Origin of the sequence: Bradyrhizobium sp. I1.14.4 (genome assembly GCF_050435825.1) — a bacterium.
Lineage (GTDB): Bacteria > Pseudomonadota > Alphaproteobacteria > Rhizobiales > Xanthobacteraceae > Bradyrhizobium.
On record NZ_JBNDLA010000004.1, the window covers coordinates 390,429 to 406,083 of the forward strand.

General features: G+C 63.3%; 12 protein-coding genes. 7 read left to right on the forward strand and 5 right to left on the reverse strand.

Features of this window, described 5'->3' with window-relative positions; all coding sequences use genetic code 11:
- Positions 1–188 precede the first annotated feature (188 nt).
- The 6 genes from ABIB78_RS11655 (at position 189) to ABIB78_RS11680 (ending at position 8,663) form a co-directional block, all read left to right on the forward strand.
- Positions 189–737 carry a c-type cytochrome gene (locus tag ABIB78_RS11655; RefSeq protein ID WP_429024382.1) on the forward strand — a complete coding sequence of 183 codons (549 nt, stop codon included), beginning with the start codon at positions 189–191 and terminating at the stop codon, positions 735–737.
- A 213-nt stretch (positions 738–950) separates the two neighbouring features.
- Complete coding sequence (locus ABIB78_RS11660) at positions 951–2,852, forward strand: extracellular solute-binding protein (protein WP_429024383.1); 1,902 nt, start codon at positions 951–953, stop codon at positions 2,850–2,852.
- A gap of 16 nt (positions 2,853–2,868) precedes the next feature.
- Positions 2,869–4,737, forward strand: coding sequence for an extracellular solute-binding protein (locus ABIB78_RS11665; RefSeq protein ID WP_429024384.1), 1,869 nt, complete (start codon positions 2,869–2,871; stop codon positions 4,735–4,737).
- A 3-nt stretch (positions 4,738–4,740) separates the two neighbouring features.
- The gene (locus ABIB78_RS11670; protein ID WP_429024385.1) at positions 4,741–5,850 is read left to right on the forward strand and encodes a microcin C ABC transporter permease YejB; all 1,110 of its coding nucleotides are present in this window, start codon (positions 4,741–4,743) and stop codon (positions 5,848–5,850) included.
- Entirely contained in the window at positions 5,850–7,034 is a 1,185-nt protein-coding gene (locus tag ABIB78_RS11675; protein WP_429024386.1) for an ABC transporter permease, read from the forward strand. The genes ABIB78_RS11670 and ABIB78_RS11675 overlap by 1 nt, the downstream gene beginning before the upstream one ends.
- A 3-nt stretch (positions 7,035–7,037) precedes the next feature.
- On the forward strand, positions 7,038–8,663 hold the full coding sequence (locus tag ABIB78_RS11680) for an ABC transporter ATP-binding protein (RefSeq protein ID WP_429024387.1): 1,626 nt from the start codon (positions 7,038–7,040) through the stop codon (positions 8,661–8,663).
- Positions 8,664–8,799: 136 nt separating this feature from the next.
- Here the strand turns inward: ABIB78_RS11680 and ABIB78_RS11685 are convergent, their stop codons facing one another.
- A complete protein-coding gene (locus ABIB78_RS11685; protein ID WP_429024388.1) occupies positions 8,800–9,642 on the reverse strand; it encodes an NlpC/P60 family protein in 843 nt (280 codons plus the stop codon).
- Positions 9,635–11,014, reverse strand: coding sequence for a leucyl aminopeptidase family protein (locus tag ABIB78_RS11690; protein WP_429024389.1), 1,380 nt, complete (start codon positions 11,012–11,014; stop codon positions 9,635–9,637). Before ABIB78_RS11690 ends, ABIB78_RS11685 begins: the two co-directional genes overlap by 8 nt.
- A gap of 207 nt (positions 11,015–11,221) precedes the next feature.
- Here ABIB78_RS11690 and ABIB78_RS11695 point away from each other — a divergent pair, with 207 nt between their 5' ends.
- Positions 11,222–12,019, forward strand: coding sequence for a tetratricopeptide repeat protein (locus ABIB78_RS11695; RefSeq protein ID WP_429024390.1), 798 nt, complete (start codon positions 11,222–11,224; stop codon positions 12,017–12,019).
- Positions 12,020–12,200: 181 nt separating this feature from the next.
- Here ABIB78_RS11695 and ABIB78_RS11700 read toward each other — a convergent pair whose 3' ends face one another.
- Genes ABIB78_RS11700 through ABIB78_RS11710 form a run of 3 tightly spaced genes read right to left on the reverse strand, consistent with a single transcriptional unit; the run spans position 12,201 to position 15,636 of the window.
- Positions 12,201–13,175 (reverse strand): type II secretion system F family protein, encoded by a 975-nt coding sequence (locus ABIB78_RS11700; protein WP_429024391.1) that lies wholly within the window; start codon positions 13,173–13,175, stop codon positions 12,201–12,203.
- 9 nt (positions 13,176–13,184) lie between these two features.
- Positions 13,185–14,162, reverse strand: coding sequence for a type II secretion system F family protein (locus ABIB78_RS11705; RefSeq protein ID WP_429024392.1), 978 nt, complete (start codon positions 14,160–14,162; stop codon positions 13,185–13,187).
- A 10-nt stretch (positions 14,163–14,172) separates the two neighbouring features.
- Positions 14,173–15,636, reverse strand: a complete 1,464-nt coding sequence (locus ABIB78_RS11710; RefSeq protein ID WP_429024393.1) for a CpaF family protein — start codon at positions 15,634–15,636, stop codon at positions 14,173–14,175.
- Positions 15,637–15,655: the final 19 nt, after the last annotated feature.

Sequence of the window (15,655 nt, forward strand, 5' to 3'; positions counted from 1 at the left end):
CCCGTCCGGCCTGCGGAAATTGCCGGGGAGGAGGTTGAATTCGGCGCGTTTATACGGGTTGCCAGAGCGCGGGCAAACCGATATCTCAACCCTGCTTGGGGCGGTGCGATAAGGCCGATTCCCGGGTCTTTCCCCGCGGCCGTATTCCCGGCCTGAAGTCGACATTCAAGGCCCGGAGCCTGAGCCAAATGGACTCCTTCGAACTCAACAAAATCCTCGGTGCGGTTCTCGGCACCTGCATCGTCGTCCTGGTGATGAGCTTTGCCGCCGGATCGGTGTTCTCCGCCAAGCTGCCGGAGAAGCCGGGTTTTGAGATCGCGGTGAAGGAAGAGTCCCATGGTGGCGGCGGTGAGGCTGCCGCCGCCAAGTCCGAGCCAATCGAGAAATTGCTGCAGTCCGCTTCCGCCGAGAAGGGCGCGGCAGCTGCCAAGAAGTGCCAGGCCTGCCACACCTTCGAAAAGGGTGGCCCCAACCGCGTCGGTCCGAACCTGTTCGGTGTCGTCGGCGAGAAGAAGGGCGAGGGCCGTGGTTTCAATTTCTCGGCTGCGATGAAGGGCAAGGGCGGCGATTGGTCCTTCGACGATCTCAACAAGTTCCTGACCAACCCGAAGGCCTTCATCCCCGGCACCGCGATGGGCTTCGCCGGCGTGCCGAAGGACAGCGAGCGCGCCGATATCATCGCCTATCTGAATTCGAACTCGGAGCATCCCGCTCCGCTTCCGACCGCTTCGAAGTAGAAATTGCTTCGCTCGAGCACGCGGATGAAACGGCCAGGCAATGCCTGGCCGTTTTCGCATGGGGAATCCGCTGTCGCGGGGTTGTTATCGGGACGTTTCGCCGCACCGGTATTGTTCCCGGGCGATTATCATGAGGAAAAAGCAACGTAATTTGTCGAACCGTTGCCTTATATTGGGTCCCATGTAACCGGGGCCGCAAGCAGGAAACCGAATTTGGCGATTACCCGACGACACCTCCTTCAAGGCAGCGCACTGGCGGCGATCGCTCCGGCGCTCGGACTCAACTCCGGCCTATCGGCGATCACGCCGGCATTCGCCGACGACGCCTCCAACGGGCTGAAATGGCGGCACGCCTTGTCGCTTTTCGGCAACGTCAAATACCCGGCCGACTTCAAGCTGTTTGATTACGTCAATCCGGATGCACCGAAGGGGGGCCTTGTCCGGCAAATCGCAATCGGCACTTTCGATAATTTCAACCTTGTCGTCTCGGGCGTGAAAGGGTCCATCGCGGGCGGTGTCGCCCTCATTTATGAATCACTGACGACACCTTCACTGGACGAAGTCTCAACGGAGTACGGATCGCTGGCGGAGGCGGCGAGTTACCCCGACGACTTCTCCTATGTCGTTTACCGTCTGCGCCCTCAGGCAAAGTGGCATGACGGAGCATCGGTTACTCCGGAAGACGTGATCTTCTCGCTCGACGCCTTCAAGACGCATCACCCGATGTTTTCCGCTTATTACAGCCATGTGGTGAGAGCGGAGAAGCTTGGCGATCGCGAAGTGAAGTTCGTCTTCGACATGCCTGGCAACCGCGAATTACCGCAGATCGTGGGACAACTTACGGTCTTACCCAAGCACTGGTGGGAAGGCACCGATGGCCAAGGCCGCAAGCGCGATATCTCCGCGACAACGCTGGAGCAGCCGCTTGGGTCGGGACCGTATCGGATCAAGGAGTTCGTCGCAGGACGGACCGTGACTCTGGAGCGCGTCAAGGACCATTGGGCGCGCGACCTCGCGATAAACGTCGGACGCAACAACTTCGACGAACTTCGTTACGAGTATTTCAGGGATCCCACGGTGGCGATCGAGGCCTTCAAGGGCGATCAGATCGATTGGCGTACGGAAAACAGCGCGAAGGCGTGGGCGACCGCCTACAATTTTCCGGCAGTCACTGACAAGCGTGTGGTGCTGGAAGAGTTTCCAAACCGCAGTTCGGGCATCATGCAGGCCTTTGTCCCGAATCAACGGCGTGCAAAATTCAAGGATCCGCGGGTTCGCCGCGCTCTAAACTACGCGTTCGACTTCGAGGAGGTCAACAAGCTGCTGTTCTTCGGCCAGTACAAGCGCATCGTTAGCTACTTTGATGGCGCCGAGGAGTTGATGGCGACCGGGCTGCCGCAAGGCAAGGAGCTTGCCATCCTTGAATCTATCCGTGATCAGGTGCCAGCCGAAGTATTCACAACAGTCTATGCGAACCCGGTCGGTGGCAATCCCGAAGCCGTCCGCGAAAATCTGCGCGAAGCATCACGCCTGCTCAAGGAGGCCGGCTACGACATACGAGACCGGAAGCTTGTGGATTCCAAGAGTGGAGAGCCGTTCTCCATCGAACTGTTGAGTGAGGATCCGAATTTCGAAAGGATCATGCTGGCATATAAGCCGGCACTCGAGCGGCTCGGGTTTTCGATCACCGTGCGCACGATTGATCCAATCCAATACGAGAACCGGCTTCGCAGTTGGGATTTCGACATCGTCGTCGCGTCTTGGGGGGAATCCCTGTCACCCGGGAACGAGCAGCGGGAATACTGGGGGTCGAAAGCTGCAGACAACACCGGATCGCGCAACATCGCCGGCATCAAGAGCCCAGTGATCGACAAGCTGATCGAGCGGGTGATCTTTGCGATGGATCGCGAAGATCTCGTTGCGGCGACGAAGGCGCTCGATCGCGTGTTATTATGGAACCATTACGTGGTTCCGCAGTGGAATTATCCGAAGGTGCGTACGGCGCGCTGGGATCGCCTCGGTCGTCCGGCAGAATTGCCCAAATATGGCCAATCGGGATTCCCGGCGATCTGGTGGTACGACGCCGACAAGGCGGCCAAGCTCAAGCGTTCATAAGCTCAAGGATCCGCGCATGGCGCTATTCTCCCGTCGGCACGCACTGGGTCTCGGCATCGGTGCGTTGAGTGCTGCAGGCCTGCGTGTTGCACCGGCGGCAGCCGACAACGGAACCGAGATGCACGGCATGTCGGTGTTCGGCGATCTGAAATACCCGGCGGATTTTCAGATCTTCGACTACGTCAATCCGAAAGCGCCTAAGGGCGGGGTGTTCTCGATGATCCCTTCGACCCGTGCCTACAATCAGTCCTTCTTTACATTCAGTTCGTTCAACGCCTTCATCCTCAAGGGCGAGGGCGCGAAGGGCATGGAGATGACCTTCGATTCGCTCATGGCGCGCGCGGCCGACGAGCCTGACGCGATGTATGGCCTGGCGGCAAAATCGGTTTCGATTTCACCCGACAAGCTTACCTACCGGTTCACGATGCGGCCCGAGGCGCGTTTTCATGACGGCACCAAGCTGACTGCGCAGGACGTCGCCTTCTCGCTCAACACGCTGAAGGAGAAGGGCCATCCGTTAATCATGGTGCAATTGCGCGATTTCGTGAAGGCCGATGCACCTGACGACGCCACCGTGATCGTGACCTTCGCGCCCAACCGCGCGCGCGATGTGCCGCTTTATGTTGCAGGCTTGCCGATCTTCTCGAAAGCCTTCTATGCGACTCGGCAATTCGAAGAGTCTACGCTCGAAATACCGCTGGGCTCCGGGCCGTACACAGTCGGCAAGTTCGAGGTTAATCGTTACGTCGAATACGACCGTGTCAAGAATTGGTGGGCCGCCGACCTGCCGGTCAATCGCGGTAGCTACAATTTCGACACCGTGCGCTACGAATTCTATCGCGATCGCGATGTCGCGTTCGAAGGCTTCACCGGCAAGAATTATCTGTTTCGCGAGGAGTTCACGGCTCGCGTGTGGGCGACGCGGTATGATTTCCCCGCTATCAAGGACGGACGGGTCAAGCGCGAAACGTTGCCGGACGAAACGCCGTCCGGTGGGCAGGGCTGGTTTATCAACACCCGTCTCGACAAGTTCAAGGACCCGCGTGTCCGCGAGGCGTTGATCTATGCCTTCGACTTCGAATGGACCAACAAGACCATCATGTATGACGCCTATGCGCGGAGCGTCTCGCCGTTCCAGAACTCGGACATGGTGGCGAACGGGCTGCCTTCGCCAGAGGAACTGAAGCTGCTCGAACCGTTCCGCGGCCAAGTGCCGGATGAGGTATTCGGCCAGCCCTTCGTGCCGCCGGTGTCCGATGGATCGGGACAGGACCGTGCGCTCCTGCGCAAGGCCACGCAGTTGCTCAACGAGGCGGGATGCGTCATCAAGGACGGCAAGCGGCGATCGCCCAACGGCGAGCCGCTTACGATCGAGTTTCTGCTCGATGAACCGACGTTCCAGCCGCATCATGCCAGCTTTATCAAGAATCTCAAACCGCTTGGCATCGATGCCGACATCCGCCAGATCGACGCTGTGCAGTATCGCGCGCGCGTCGAGGCTTTCGATTTCGAGGTGACGACCCAGCGCATATCCATGTCGGCGACGCCGGGCGACAGCCTGCGGCCTTACTTCTCGTCTCAAGCCGCAGCTACGAAAGGCTCTTACAATCTGGCGGGTGTGAGCAATCCGGCGATCGACGCGCTGGTTGAAAAGGCGATTGCGGCCGAAACGCGGGCGGACTTGACCTTTGCCTGCCGCGCGCTCGATCGCGTGTTCCGCGCCGCTCGCTACTGGGTGCCGCAATGGTATTCGAGCAAGCATCGCGTCGCTTATTGGGATCAGTTCGCGCATCCGGAAAGGCCGGCGAAATATGCAGGCGTCGGTGCGCCGGAGAACTGGTGGTATGATGCGGCCAAGGCCGCGAAGCTCGAGCAGGCGAAGTAGCCAATGAGCGCCTATATCGCCCGACGTATCTTTCTGATGCTGCCGACGCTGCTCGGCATCCTGTTCGTCTCCTTCGTGGTCGTGCAGTTTGCGCCCGGCGGTCCGGTCGAGCGCGTCATCGCGCAGATCAACGGTGCCGACACCGGCGGCACCTCGCGCGTGTCGGGTGGCGGCGGCGATTTCGGGGCGCAGCGCGGCCAGGGCGCAGGCGCAGCTGGCGCCGTCAATTCGAAGTACCGTGGCGCGCAGGGACTCGATCCGGATTTCATCAAAAAACTCGAGGTGCAGTTCGGCTTCGACAAGCCGGCGCCGGAGCGGTTCGCGCTGATGGTGTGGAATTTCGCGCGGTTCGACTTCGGCAACAGTTATTTCCGCAGTGTCAGCGTGCTGCAACTGATCAAGGAGAAGCTGCCGGTCTCGATGTCGCTCGGCATCTGGATGACGCTCTTGACCTATCTGATCTCGATCCCGCTCGGCATCCGCAAGGCGGTGAAGGACGGTTCCAGGTTCGACACCTGGACCTCGGCCGCGATCATCGTCGGCTTTGCGATACCGGGCTTCCTGTTCGCGATCCTGTTGATCGTGCTGTTCGCCGGCGGCTCGTTCCTCAACATCTTCCCGCTGCGCGGTCTTACCTCGGACGGCTGGTCGCAATTCCCCTGGTACTGGAAGATCATCGACTATTTCTGGCACCTGACGCTGCCGCTGGTGTCGATGGCGCTCGGCGCCTTCGCCACCATGACGCTGCTCACCAAGAACTCGTTCCTCGATGAGATCCGCAAGCAATATGTGATGACCGCGCGTGCCAAGGGCTGCAGCGAGCGTCAGGTGCTGTACGGTCACATCTTCCGCAACGCCATGCTGATCGTGATCGCGGGCTTTCCGGGCGCGTTCATCCACGCGTTCTTCTCGGGCTCGCTTTTGATCGAAACCATCTTCTCGCTCGACGGGCTCGGCCTGCTCGGGTTCGAGAGCGTGTTGAACCGCGACTATCCGGTGGTGTTCGGGACACTGTTCATCTTCTCGCTGGTCGGACTGGTGGTCAATCTTCTCTCCGACCTTGCCTATATGTGGATCGATCCGCGGATCGACTTCGAGGCGCGGGAGGTCTGATGACGATGCTCGCGCCCCAGCCGGTCGAAACCTCGACGCAATCGCCGCTCGGCGAGGCGGTGCCCGCCACGAGTCACGGCTTTGCACCGTCGCCGCTGAACAAGCGGCGCTGGCAGAACTTCAAGGCGAACCGGCGCGGCTACTGGTCGTTCTGGATCTTCCTCGTCCTGTTCGTGGCGTCGCTGTTCGCCAATTTCATCGCCAACGACAAGCCGCTGGTCGTCAAATATGACGGCCGTCTCTATTGGCCGGTGGTGTTCACCTATGCCGAGACCACCTTCGGCGGTGACTTCGAGACCGCGGCCGACTATCGCGATCCCTACCTGCAGAAACAGATCGCGGACAAGGGCGGCAGCATGATATGGCCGCCGATCCGTTACTCATACGACAGCCGCAACCTCGACCCGCCGACGGCGGTGCCGTCGAAACCGACCTGGCTCCTGACCGAAGCGCAGTGCAAGGACGTGGTGAAGCGCAAGGGACTGACCGGCTGCCGCGACCTCGAATACAACTGGCTCGGCACCGACGATCAGGGCCGCGACGTCGTCGCGCGGCTGATCTACGGCTTCCGCATCTCGGTTTTGTTTGGCCTGACGCTGACCATCCTGTCGTCGATCATCGGCATCGCCGCCGGCGGCGTGCAGGGCTATTTCGGCGGCTGGATCGATCTCGGCTTCCAGCGATTCATCGAGATATGGACTGCGATCCCTTCGCTCTATCTGCTGCTGATCATCTCGGCGGTGCTGCCGCCGGGCTTCTTCATCCTGCTCGGCATCCTCCTGTTGTTCTCATGGGTTTCGCTGGTCGGCCTGGTGCGCGCCGAGTTCCTGCGCGGCCGCAACTTCGAATACATCCAGGCGGCGCGCGCGCTCGGCGTCTCCAACGGCGTGATCATGTTCCGCCATCTGCTGCCGAACGCGATGGTCGCGACCATGACCTTCCTGCCCTTCATCGTCTCGTCCTCGGTGATGACACTGACGGCGCTGGACTTCCTCGGCTTCGGCCTGCCGCCCGGTTCGCCCTCGCTCGGTGAATTGCTGTCGCAGGGCAAGGCCAATGTGCAGGCGCCGTGGCTCGGCCTCACCGGCTTCTTTTCGGTCGCGATCATGCTGTCGCTGCTGATCTTCATCGGCGAAGCCGCGCGCGACGCCTTTGATCCGCGCAAGACGTTCTCGAGGGGCTGACGCATGGACGCGACCAACCAGCCTCTGCTCGACGTCAGCGACCTCTCGGTTGCCTTCGGCCACTCGCTTGCGGTCGATCGCGTCTCGTTCTCGATCAAGCGCGGCGAATGCACGGCGCTGGTCGGCGAGTCCGGCTCGGGAAAATCGGTCAGCGCGCTGTCGGTATTGAGGCTGCTGCCCTATCCGGCGGCGTCACATCCCTCCGGGGCGATCCGTTTCAAGGGCCGCGATCTGCTGGGATCGTCGGAACGCGAGATGCGCGGGATTCGTGGCAACGACATCTCGATCATCTTCCAGGAGCCGATGACCTCGCTCAATCCGCTCCACACCATCGAATCCCAGATCGGCGAGATCCTGTCGCTGCACAGCGGCATTAGCGGTGCGGCGGCGCGGGGGCGGACGCTGGAGTTGCTGGGCCAGGTCGGCATCCCCGAGCCCGAGACGAGGCTCAAGAGCTATCCGCATCAACTGTCCGGCGGCCAGCGCCAGCGCGTGATGATCGCGATGGCGCTTGCCAACGAGCCCGACCTGTTGATTGCGGACGAGCCGACCACCGCGCTCGACGTCACCGTGCAGGCGCAGATTCTCGCCTTGCTTGCCGAGATCCGCGCGCGGCTCAGCATGAGCATGTTGTTCATCACCCACGACCTCGGCATCGTGCGCCGTATCGCCGACACCGTCTGTGTGATGAACAACGGCAAGATCGTCGAGCAGGGCCCGGTCGAGCAGGTCTTCACCGCACCGAAGCACGCTTATACCCGGGCGCTGCTGGCGGCCGAGCCGAAGCCCGATCCGGCGCCGCCGCAGCCGGGCGCGCCGGTCGTGATGTCGGCGGACAATCTCAAGGTCTGGTTTCCGATCAAGCGCGGGCTGTTGCGTTCGACCGTCGGCCACATCAAGGCGGTCGATGGCGTCAGCCTCGCGGTGCGCAAGGGCGAGACGCTCGGCGTGGTCGGCGAGTCCGGCTCCGGCAAGACCACGCTCGGGCTCGCGCTGCTCAGGCTGATTTCCTCCGATGGCCCGATCGTGTTCCTCGGCAAGGACATCCAGGGCCTGCGCTTCAAGCAAATGCTGCCGTTCCGCCGCGACATGCAGATCGTATTCCAGGACCCGTTCGGCTCGCTCAGCCCGCGCATGTCGGTGGCCGACATCATCGCCGAGGGGCTCGAGGTGCACCAGAAGCAGCTGTCGCGCGAGGAACGCGAGGTGCGGGTGATCAAGGCACTCGGGGATGTCGGCCTCGATCCCGACTGGCGCTTCCGCTATCCGCACGAATTCTCCGGCGGCCAGCGCCAGCGCATCTCGATCGCGCGGGCGGTCGTGCTGGAGCCGAACTTCGTCGTGCTGGACGAGCCGACCAGTGCGCTCGACATGCTGTTGCAGGCCCAGATGGTCGATCTGTTGCGCGACCTGCAACGCAAGCGCGACCTCACCTACATGTTCATCTCGCACGATCTGCGTGTGGTCGCCTCCCTCGCGAGCCATTTGATCGTGATGAAATCCGGTAAGATCGAGGAGGAGGGGCCAGCCTCCGAGCTCTTCAAGAACCCGAAGAGCGACTACACCCGCGCGCTGTTCGCCGCCGCGTTCCGCATCGAAGCGGCGGGCGAGGGGACAGTGGCGACGTAACAGCCGCCTTGTCATTCCGGAGCTCGCGAAGCGAGAACCCGGAATCTCCTTCCGCAAAATCTCGAGATTTCCCGATGCGCAATTGCGCATCTGAGGTTCACGCGCTTCGCGCATGCCCCGGAATGACGGGGCAGGGCTAAAGCCGCTTGATCGCCGTCACGTCGCTGCCGGCGGCCTTGATCCTCGCGATCGCGGCGTGCGTATTCTCCACGACTGTTGCCATATGATGCGCATTGGCGTGCACGATTGTCGTCGCATCGCGCACAAGAGCGACATGGCCCTTCCAGAAGATCAGATCGCCGCGCTGCAGATACTTCGATTCGGCGGCCGTCAATTCGCGGCCGAGCCCGTCCTGCTGCATGTCGCTGTCGCGCGGGCAGCCGGTGCCGGCAGCGGTCAATGCAATCTGGACCAGGCCGGAGCAATCGATACCGAGGCTCGACTTTCCGCCCCAGAGATAGGGCGTGCCGACGAATTGCTCGGCGACCGCGACGAAATCCTGCGCCATCGCGTCGAGAGGCGCGAGATGCTGGCGTGGCAGATGCCAACCCTCTCGGGTCACGGCGAAGGGACCGTCCTCGCGGAGGATCGCAAGCTTCGTCCCCATCGCCAGCGCCTCGACCGGCGGCAGCTTGATCGACGGTCCCGGAAATGCCAGCGTGTGCAGCGTCGTCACCTTGTGCGTCGGTGCGGCGCCAAGCGTCGTCAGCGCGGCCTCGGGGATCCAGCCGACATAACCATCGTCGACGAGCTGGCCCCAGGCCCAGCCTTCGCCGTTGCGATCGTACACCGTGACACGCTCGCCCCTGAGCACCTGCGTCATCTGTTCGGCGTCGGCGGCCGGCGCCTGGCGCAGCGGGGCAATGGCGTCGCGGACCTCGAAGGCCTCGCCGTCGACGAAGCGCGCGGCCTTGATCTTGCCCTCGAGATATTTCGCGGCGATATCGCCGCGGGCCGGCGTCAGTCTGACATCATGCATAGCGCTGGCTCAACAATTTGTAGATCGCGCGCGCAGCCTGACACTCGCCGCCTTCGGGGCGGCCGGGCTTCGCTGATGGCGTCCAGCCATAGATGTCGACATGCAGCCAACTCCTGGCGTGCTCGACGAAGCGCTGCAGGAACAGCGCGCAGGTGATCGAGCCCGCAAAACCACCTGACGGCGCGTTGGTGATGTCGGCGGTCTTGGAGTCGAGCCAGGCATCGTAGGCCGGCCACAGCGGCAGCCGCCACAACGGGTCGTTCTCGCTCTTCGCTTGAGCTGCGACGTCGCCGGCGAGCGCCTCGTCATTGGTGTAGAACGGCGGCAAATCCGGGCCCAGCGCCACGCGCGCCGCGCCGGTCAGCGTGCCCAGATCGACCAAGAGATCCGGCGTCTCCTCGTCGGCCAGCGCCAGCGCGTCGGCGAGCACCAGCCGCCCCTCGGCGTCGGTGTTGCCGATCTCCACGGTGATGCCCTTGCGCGACTTGATGATGTCGAGCGGGCGAAACGCATTGCCGGCAACCGCGTTCTCGACCGCAGGAATCAGCACGCGCAGCCGCACTTTCAGCTTGGCGTCCATCACCATCTGCGCCAGCGCCAGCGCGTTGGCGGCGCCGCCCATATCCTTCTTCATCAACAGCATGCCGCTCGACGGCTTGAGGTCGAGCCCGCCGGTGTCGAAGCAGACGCCCTTGCCGACCAGCGTCACCTTGGGATGGGCCGGATCGCCCCAGCTCAGATCGATCAGAACCGGCGAGCGCGTCGACGCCATGCCGACGGCGTGGATCAGCGGGAAGTTTTGCGCGAGCTCGTCGCCGCTGATGCAATTGAAGGCGGCGCCGAACCGCGTTGCGAGATCGCGTGCCACCTCGGCGAGCTCGGCCGGACCCATGTCGTTGGATGGCGTGTTGATGAGGTCGCGCGCCAGCGCCGCCGCATCCGCCATCCGGATGATCTCGGCGGTGTCGACGCCGTCGGGTGGCACCAGGCGGACCTCGGGGGCCTTGTTCTTGCGATAGCGGCCGAAACGGTAGCAGCCGAGCGTGAAGGCGAGCGCGGCGAGCCTTGTGTCATGCGGCGCATTGGCAAAGCGGTAGACGCCCGGCGGCAGCAGGCCCGGCAGGGCGCCGGGCCGGAACGGATCGCGCGCCTTGTGGTCGGCGTCCTCGAGGCCGAACAGCACTTGCGCGATGCCACCATCAGCCGCCGGCAGAACGAGCAATTTGCCGGGCTTGGCCTCGAAGCCATTGGCCTCCGCGAACTGGCGCGCCGGCCCCGGCAGCTCGCCGCGGATTGCATCCCATGTCGCCTTGGTCACGAAGGTGATCGGGGTAACAGCGGTCGTGGGGGCGGTCTCGAACACGGATGGCATGCGGCTCTCGGCTGTTCTGGCGTCGTGGATGGCTACTACACGCCTTTCGTGGCGGATGGTAGCGGGCCCGCGGTTCACGCGACCTTGCGGGATTGGAACCGGCGCGCCGGTTGCTGGCTGCGCCAGTTAACCGGACGTTAGGGTTAACGGTCTATTGCTGTCACGCTCGGCTGGAACCATTCGCCCGATTTCATGAGTCACAGTGCCATGCGTCGACTGTCCAATCTGACCCGGCATCTCGCTTCCGCAGCCCTCGTGACGGTTCTGGCCGCAGGGCTTGGCGGTTGCCAGACCATGTCCGACGTGACGGGATCAATTGCGTCCCGGTCCGATCCGGCGCTCGACGATCCGCGCCGTGCCGCCGAGGTCTATGGCGAGCGCTATCGCAAGAACCCCAAAGATACAGAGGCGGCGATCGCCTATGGCCAGGCCCTGCGCGTGTCCGGGCAGCGTTCGCAGGCCTGCGCCGTGCTGGAGCAGGCCACGATCGCCAACCCCGGCAACAAGGCGCTACTCGCCGCCTATGGCCGCGCGCTGGCCGACAACGGCAATTCGCAGACCGCGTTCGACGTGCTGAGCCGCGCGCACAGCCCGGACAATCCGGACTGGCGGATCTTGTCGGTGCAGGGAACCACGCTCGACAAGATGAACCGGCACGAGGAGGCGCGGCGCTATTACGCCAGCGCGTTGCGACTGGCGCCCGACGAGCCGTCGGTGCTGTCCAATCTCGGCCTGTCCTACATGCTGACCAAGGAGTTGCCGAAAGCGGAAGAGACGCTGCGCCAGGCCTATGCCAGCGCCCGTGCCGACACCCGGATCCGGCAGAACCTTGCGCTCGTCGTCGGCCTGCAGGGCCGCTTCGCGGAGGCCGAAACGATCGTCAAGGCCGACCTGCCGCCGGACGAGGCCGCGGCCAATGTCGCTTACCTCCGCGAGATGCTGAACCGCAAGGACGGTCCGCGCATTTCATCGCGCGCCGCACCTGTCGTCGCCAAGGACGACTAAGCCAAAACACGGCAGATCCAAACCTCCCCTTCAAAAGGGGAGGCCGCTTTGCTCGCCAGAGCAAGGCGGGCGTGGATCATCTCTCTCCACGAGCAGCTGCGTTTGCGGCTGACCCCCATCCCGGCCTTCCCCCTTTCAGGGAGAAGGAGAAAGCGGTCGGCGCAGTGCGTGGCGGCGCAGCTCAATGCATCGCGGCGATCTTGATGTAGGACGGCCCGAGGATCACGATGAACAGGCAGGGCAGGAAGAACAGGATCATCGGCACGGTCAGCTTGGGCGGCAGCGCCGCGGCCTTCTTCTCGGCCTCGTTCATGCGCATGTCACGGTTTTCCTGCGCCATCACGCGCAGGCTCTGGCCGAGCGGCGTGCCGTAGCGTTCGGATTGCTGCAAGGCCATGCATACCGACCTCACGCCTTCGAGCCCGGTGCGGCGTGCCAGGTTCTCGTAGGCGGACTTGCGGTCCTGCAGGTAGGACAATTCCGCGGTCGTCAGCGCGAACTCCTCCGACAGCGCGATCGACTGTCCGACGATCTCGTTGGCCACCTTCCGGAACGCGACTTCGACCGACATGCCCGACTCGATGCAGATCAGCAGCAGGTCCAGCGAATCAGGGAAGGCGCGCTTGATCTGGAGCTGGCGCTTGGAGATCGCATTCTTCAGGAACAGCATCGGCGCCTGGAGGCCGGCATAGGCCGCGCCGACGCAAATGCCGATCTTGAGCGTGAGCGACCAGTTCGCGCCCGCGATCACGAAGGTGTAGAGGATTGCGCCGATCAGCATCACGATCGGCGTCACCGCGCGGGCGAACAGGAAGGTGACGTAGGGGGCGTGGCCGCGATAGCCTGCCATCACGAGCTTCTCGATCGCCGCCTCCTGGGCGAGCCATTTCGTCAGGTTGAGATCGTCCACCACCCTTGAGACGACTTGCTTCGGCGTCTGCCGCAGCGCCACCTTCTCCGTCTTGGAGAGACGCTCGCGTTCGCGCTGCCGGAGGCGTTCGCGCTCGCTGGCGACGGCCTTCATGCGCTTGTTGAGATCGCCGCCGGCGAGCAGCGGCATCACCAGCGTGTACACCGTCGCGCTTGCCGCGAAGAAGGCAAGCAGCATCGTCATGAACCTGACGTCGTGGAGCTTGGCGATCAGAATATCAATCATGCTTCACCGTCAGAAATCGAAGTTGATCATCTTCTTCATCACCAGGATGCCGCATGTCATCCAGAGGGCGCAGCCAACAAGCATGAGCTGGCCCATCGAGTTGGTCCACAGCAGGGCGATGTAGTCCGGCGTCGTGAGGAACACGAGGATCATCACGATCGGCGGCAGCGAGCCGATGATGGCGGCGGAGGCCTTCGCTTCCATCGACATCGCCTGGATCTTCTCGGCCATCTTCTTGCGATCACGCAGCACCCGCGACAGGTTGCCGAGCGCTTCCGACAGGTTGCCGCCGGACTTCTGCTGGATCGCGATCACGATGCCGAAGAAGTTCGCTTCCGGCAGCGGCATGCGTTCGAAGAGCCGGGAACAGGCCTCGCCGAGCGGCATGCCGATCGCCTGGGTCTCGATGATCGCAAGGAACTCGCTGCGCAGGGGCTCCGGCGCGTCGTTGACGACCGCCTTGAGCGATTCGAACAGCGGCAGGCCGGCCTTGATGCCGCGCACGATGACGTCGACGGCGTCGGGCAGCGCCTTCAGAAAGGCCTTTTCCCGTCGCTTCTTCAGGAAGTTGAGGAGCCAGCGTGGTGCGCCGAGCCCCATGGCGAAGCCGATGCCGGCCGCGCCGAGCAGGCCTCCGCCTGCCAGGAATGCCGCGCCGAACCCGAACAGGCCGAGGGCGCCGGAGATCATCCAGAATTTCTGCTCGGACCACTCCAGTCCCGCCTGCGAGATGCGCATGCCGAGGGGGACTTTCTTGTCCTTCTGCCGCCGCGCCTCGAGCTCCTTCAGCGATCCTTCGACCTGTTCGCGGCGGGAGCGTTGCGTGCGGTCGGCACCTCGTGTCGGCGTAGGTTCGCTGCGCGCCACGGATGCGCGACGGGACTCGGCCTTCTTCTCCCCCGACAGATAGGGATACAGAAAGACCCATGCGATGCCGCCCACGGTTGTGGCGGCGAGGAAGGCCAGAGCCAGGGTTTGCGTCTGCATCCTGCGTCCCCTAGACCGGCGCCGGCGCGTCGGAGGCGTCCAGCGCCGCCGCAAGCCGCTTCTCTTCATTGTAGTAGCGCGCACGCTCCCAGAAGCGCGGCCGGCCGATGCCGGTCGAGCGGTGCTTGCCGACGATCTTGCCGTTGGCGTCTTCCCCGACCACGTCGTACAGGAAGACATCCTGGGTGATGATGGTGTCGCCTTCCATGCCCATCACCTCGGTGATGTGCGTGATGCGGCGCGAACCGTCGCGCAGGCGCGCGGCCTGCACGATGATGTCGACCGAGGCGCAGATCATCTCGCGGATGGTCCGGGACGGAAGGGAAAATCCACCCATGGTGATCATGGATTCGCAGCGCGACAGCGCTTCGCGCGGATTGTTGGCGTGCAGTGTGCCCATAGAGCCGTCATGGCCGGTGTTCATTGCCTGCAACAGGTCGAAGGCTTCGGGTCCGCGGACTTCGCCGACGATGATTCGTTCAGGGCGCATACGCAGGCAGTTACGGACCAGTTCGCGCATCGTGACCTGGCCCTCGCCCTCGATGTTCGGCGGCCGGGTTTCCAGCCGCACCACATGCGGCTGCTGCAGCTGAAGTTCGGCGGCGTCTTCGCAGGTGATGATGCGTTCGTCGTGCTCGATATAGTTGGTCAGGCAGTTCAGCAGCGTGGTCTTGCCCGAGCCGGTACCGCCCGAGATGATCACGTTGCAGCGGACGCGGCCGATGATCTGCAGGATGGTCGCTCCTTCGGGTGTGATCGCGCCGAACTTGACGAGCTGATCCAGCGTCAGCTTGTCCTTCTTGAATTTGCGGATGGTGAGTGCGGGCCCGTCGATCGCCAGCGGCGGCACGATGGCGTTGACGCGCGAGCCGTCGGCGAGGCGGGCGTCGCAGATCGGCGAGGATTCGTCGACGCGCCGGCCGACCTGGCTGACGATGCGCTGGCAGATGTTGAGCAGCTGCTGGTTGTCGCGAAAGCGGATGCCGGTGCGCTGGATCTTGCCGGCGACTTCGATGAACACGGTGCCGGCGCCGTTGACCATGATGTCGGCGATGTCGTCGCGCGACAGCAAGGGCTCGAGCGGACCGTAGCCGAGCACGTCGTTGCAGATGTCGTCGAGCAGCTCTTCCTGCTCGGCGATCGACATCACGATGTTCTTGATCGCGATGATCTCGTTGACGATGTCGCGGATTTCCTCACGCGCCGACTCGCTGTCCAGCTTGGCGAGCTGGGCGAGGTCGATCGCCTCGATCAGGGCGCCGAAGATCGTCGCCTTGACCTGGTAGTAATTGTCCGAGCGGCGGGCTTCGACGGCGGGAGCAGGCGGTGGCTTGGCCGGTGCCAGCGGCGGCGACGAGATCGTCGGGGCGACGGACTCGCGCGACATGGTCGACGAGCCGGCAGGCTCCGGCGTCTGAAAAGCGGGCTTGGGTGCCCGCACGTCCGCATCGTTTCCGCTACGCTTACCAAACACGACGTCTTGACTCCACGCG

Bases quoted from the DNA above. Each gene is read 5' to 3' on its own strand.
- ABIB78_RS11655 (WP_429024382.1), top strand. From the start codon at position 189: ATGGACTCCTTCGAACTCAACAAAATCCTCGGTGCGGTTCTCGGCACC.
- ABIB78_RS11665 (WP_429024384.1), top strand. From the start codon at position 2,869: ATGGCGCTATTCTCCCGTCGGCACGCACTGGGTCTCGGCATCGGTGCG.
- ABIB78_RS11670 (WP_429024385.1), top strand. From the start codon at position 4,741: ATGAGCGCCTATATCGCCCGACGTATCTTTCTGATGCTGCCGACGCTG.
- ABIB78_RS11675 (WP_429024386.1), top strand. From the start codon at position 5,850: ATGACGATGCTCGCGCCCCAGCCGGTCGAAACCTCGACGCAATCGCCG.
- ABIB78_RS11680 (WP_429024387.1), top strand. From the start codon at position 7,038: ATGGACGCGACCAACCAGCCTCTGCTCGACGTCAGCGACCTCTCGGTT.
- ABIB78_RS11685 (WP_429024388.1), bottom strand. From the start codon at position 9,642: ATGCATGATGTCAGACTGACGCCGGCCCGCGGCGATATCGCCGCGAAA.
- ABIB78_RS11690 (WP_429024389.1), bottom strand. From the start codon at position 11,014: ATGCCATCCGTGTTCGAGACCGCCCCCACGACCGCTGTTACCCCGATC.
- ABIB78_RS11695 (WP_429024390.1), top strand. From the start codon at position 11,222: ATGCGTCGACTGTCCAATCTGACCCGGCATCTCGCTTCCGCAGCCCTC.
- ABIB78_RS11700 (WP_429024391.1), bottom strand. From the start codon at position 13,175: ATGATTGATATTCTGATCGCCAAGCTCCACGACGTCAGGTTCATGACG.
- ABIB78_RS11705 (WP_429024392.1), bottom strand. From the start codon at position 14,162: ATGCAGACGCAAACCCTGGCTCTGGCCTTCCTCGCCGCCACAACCGTG.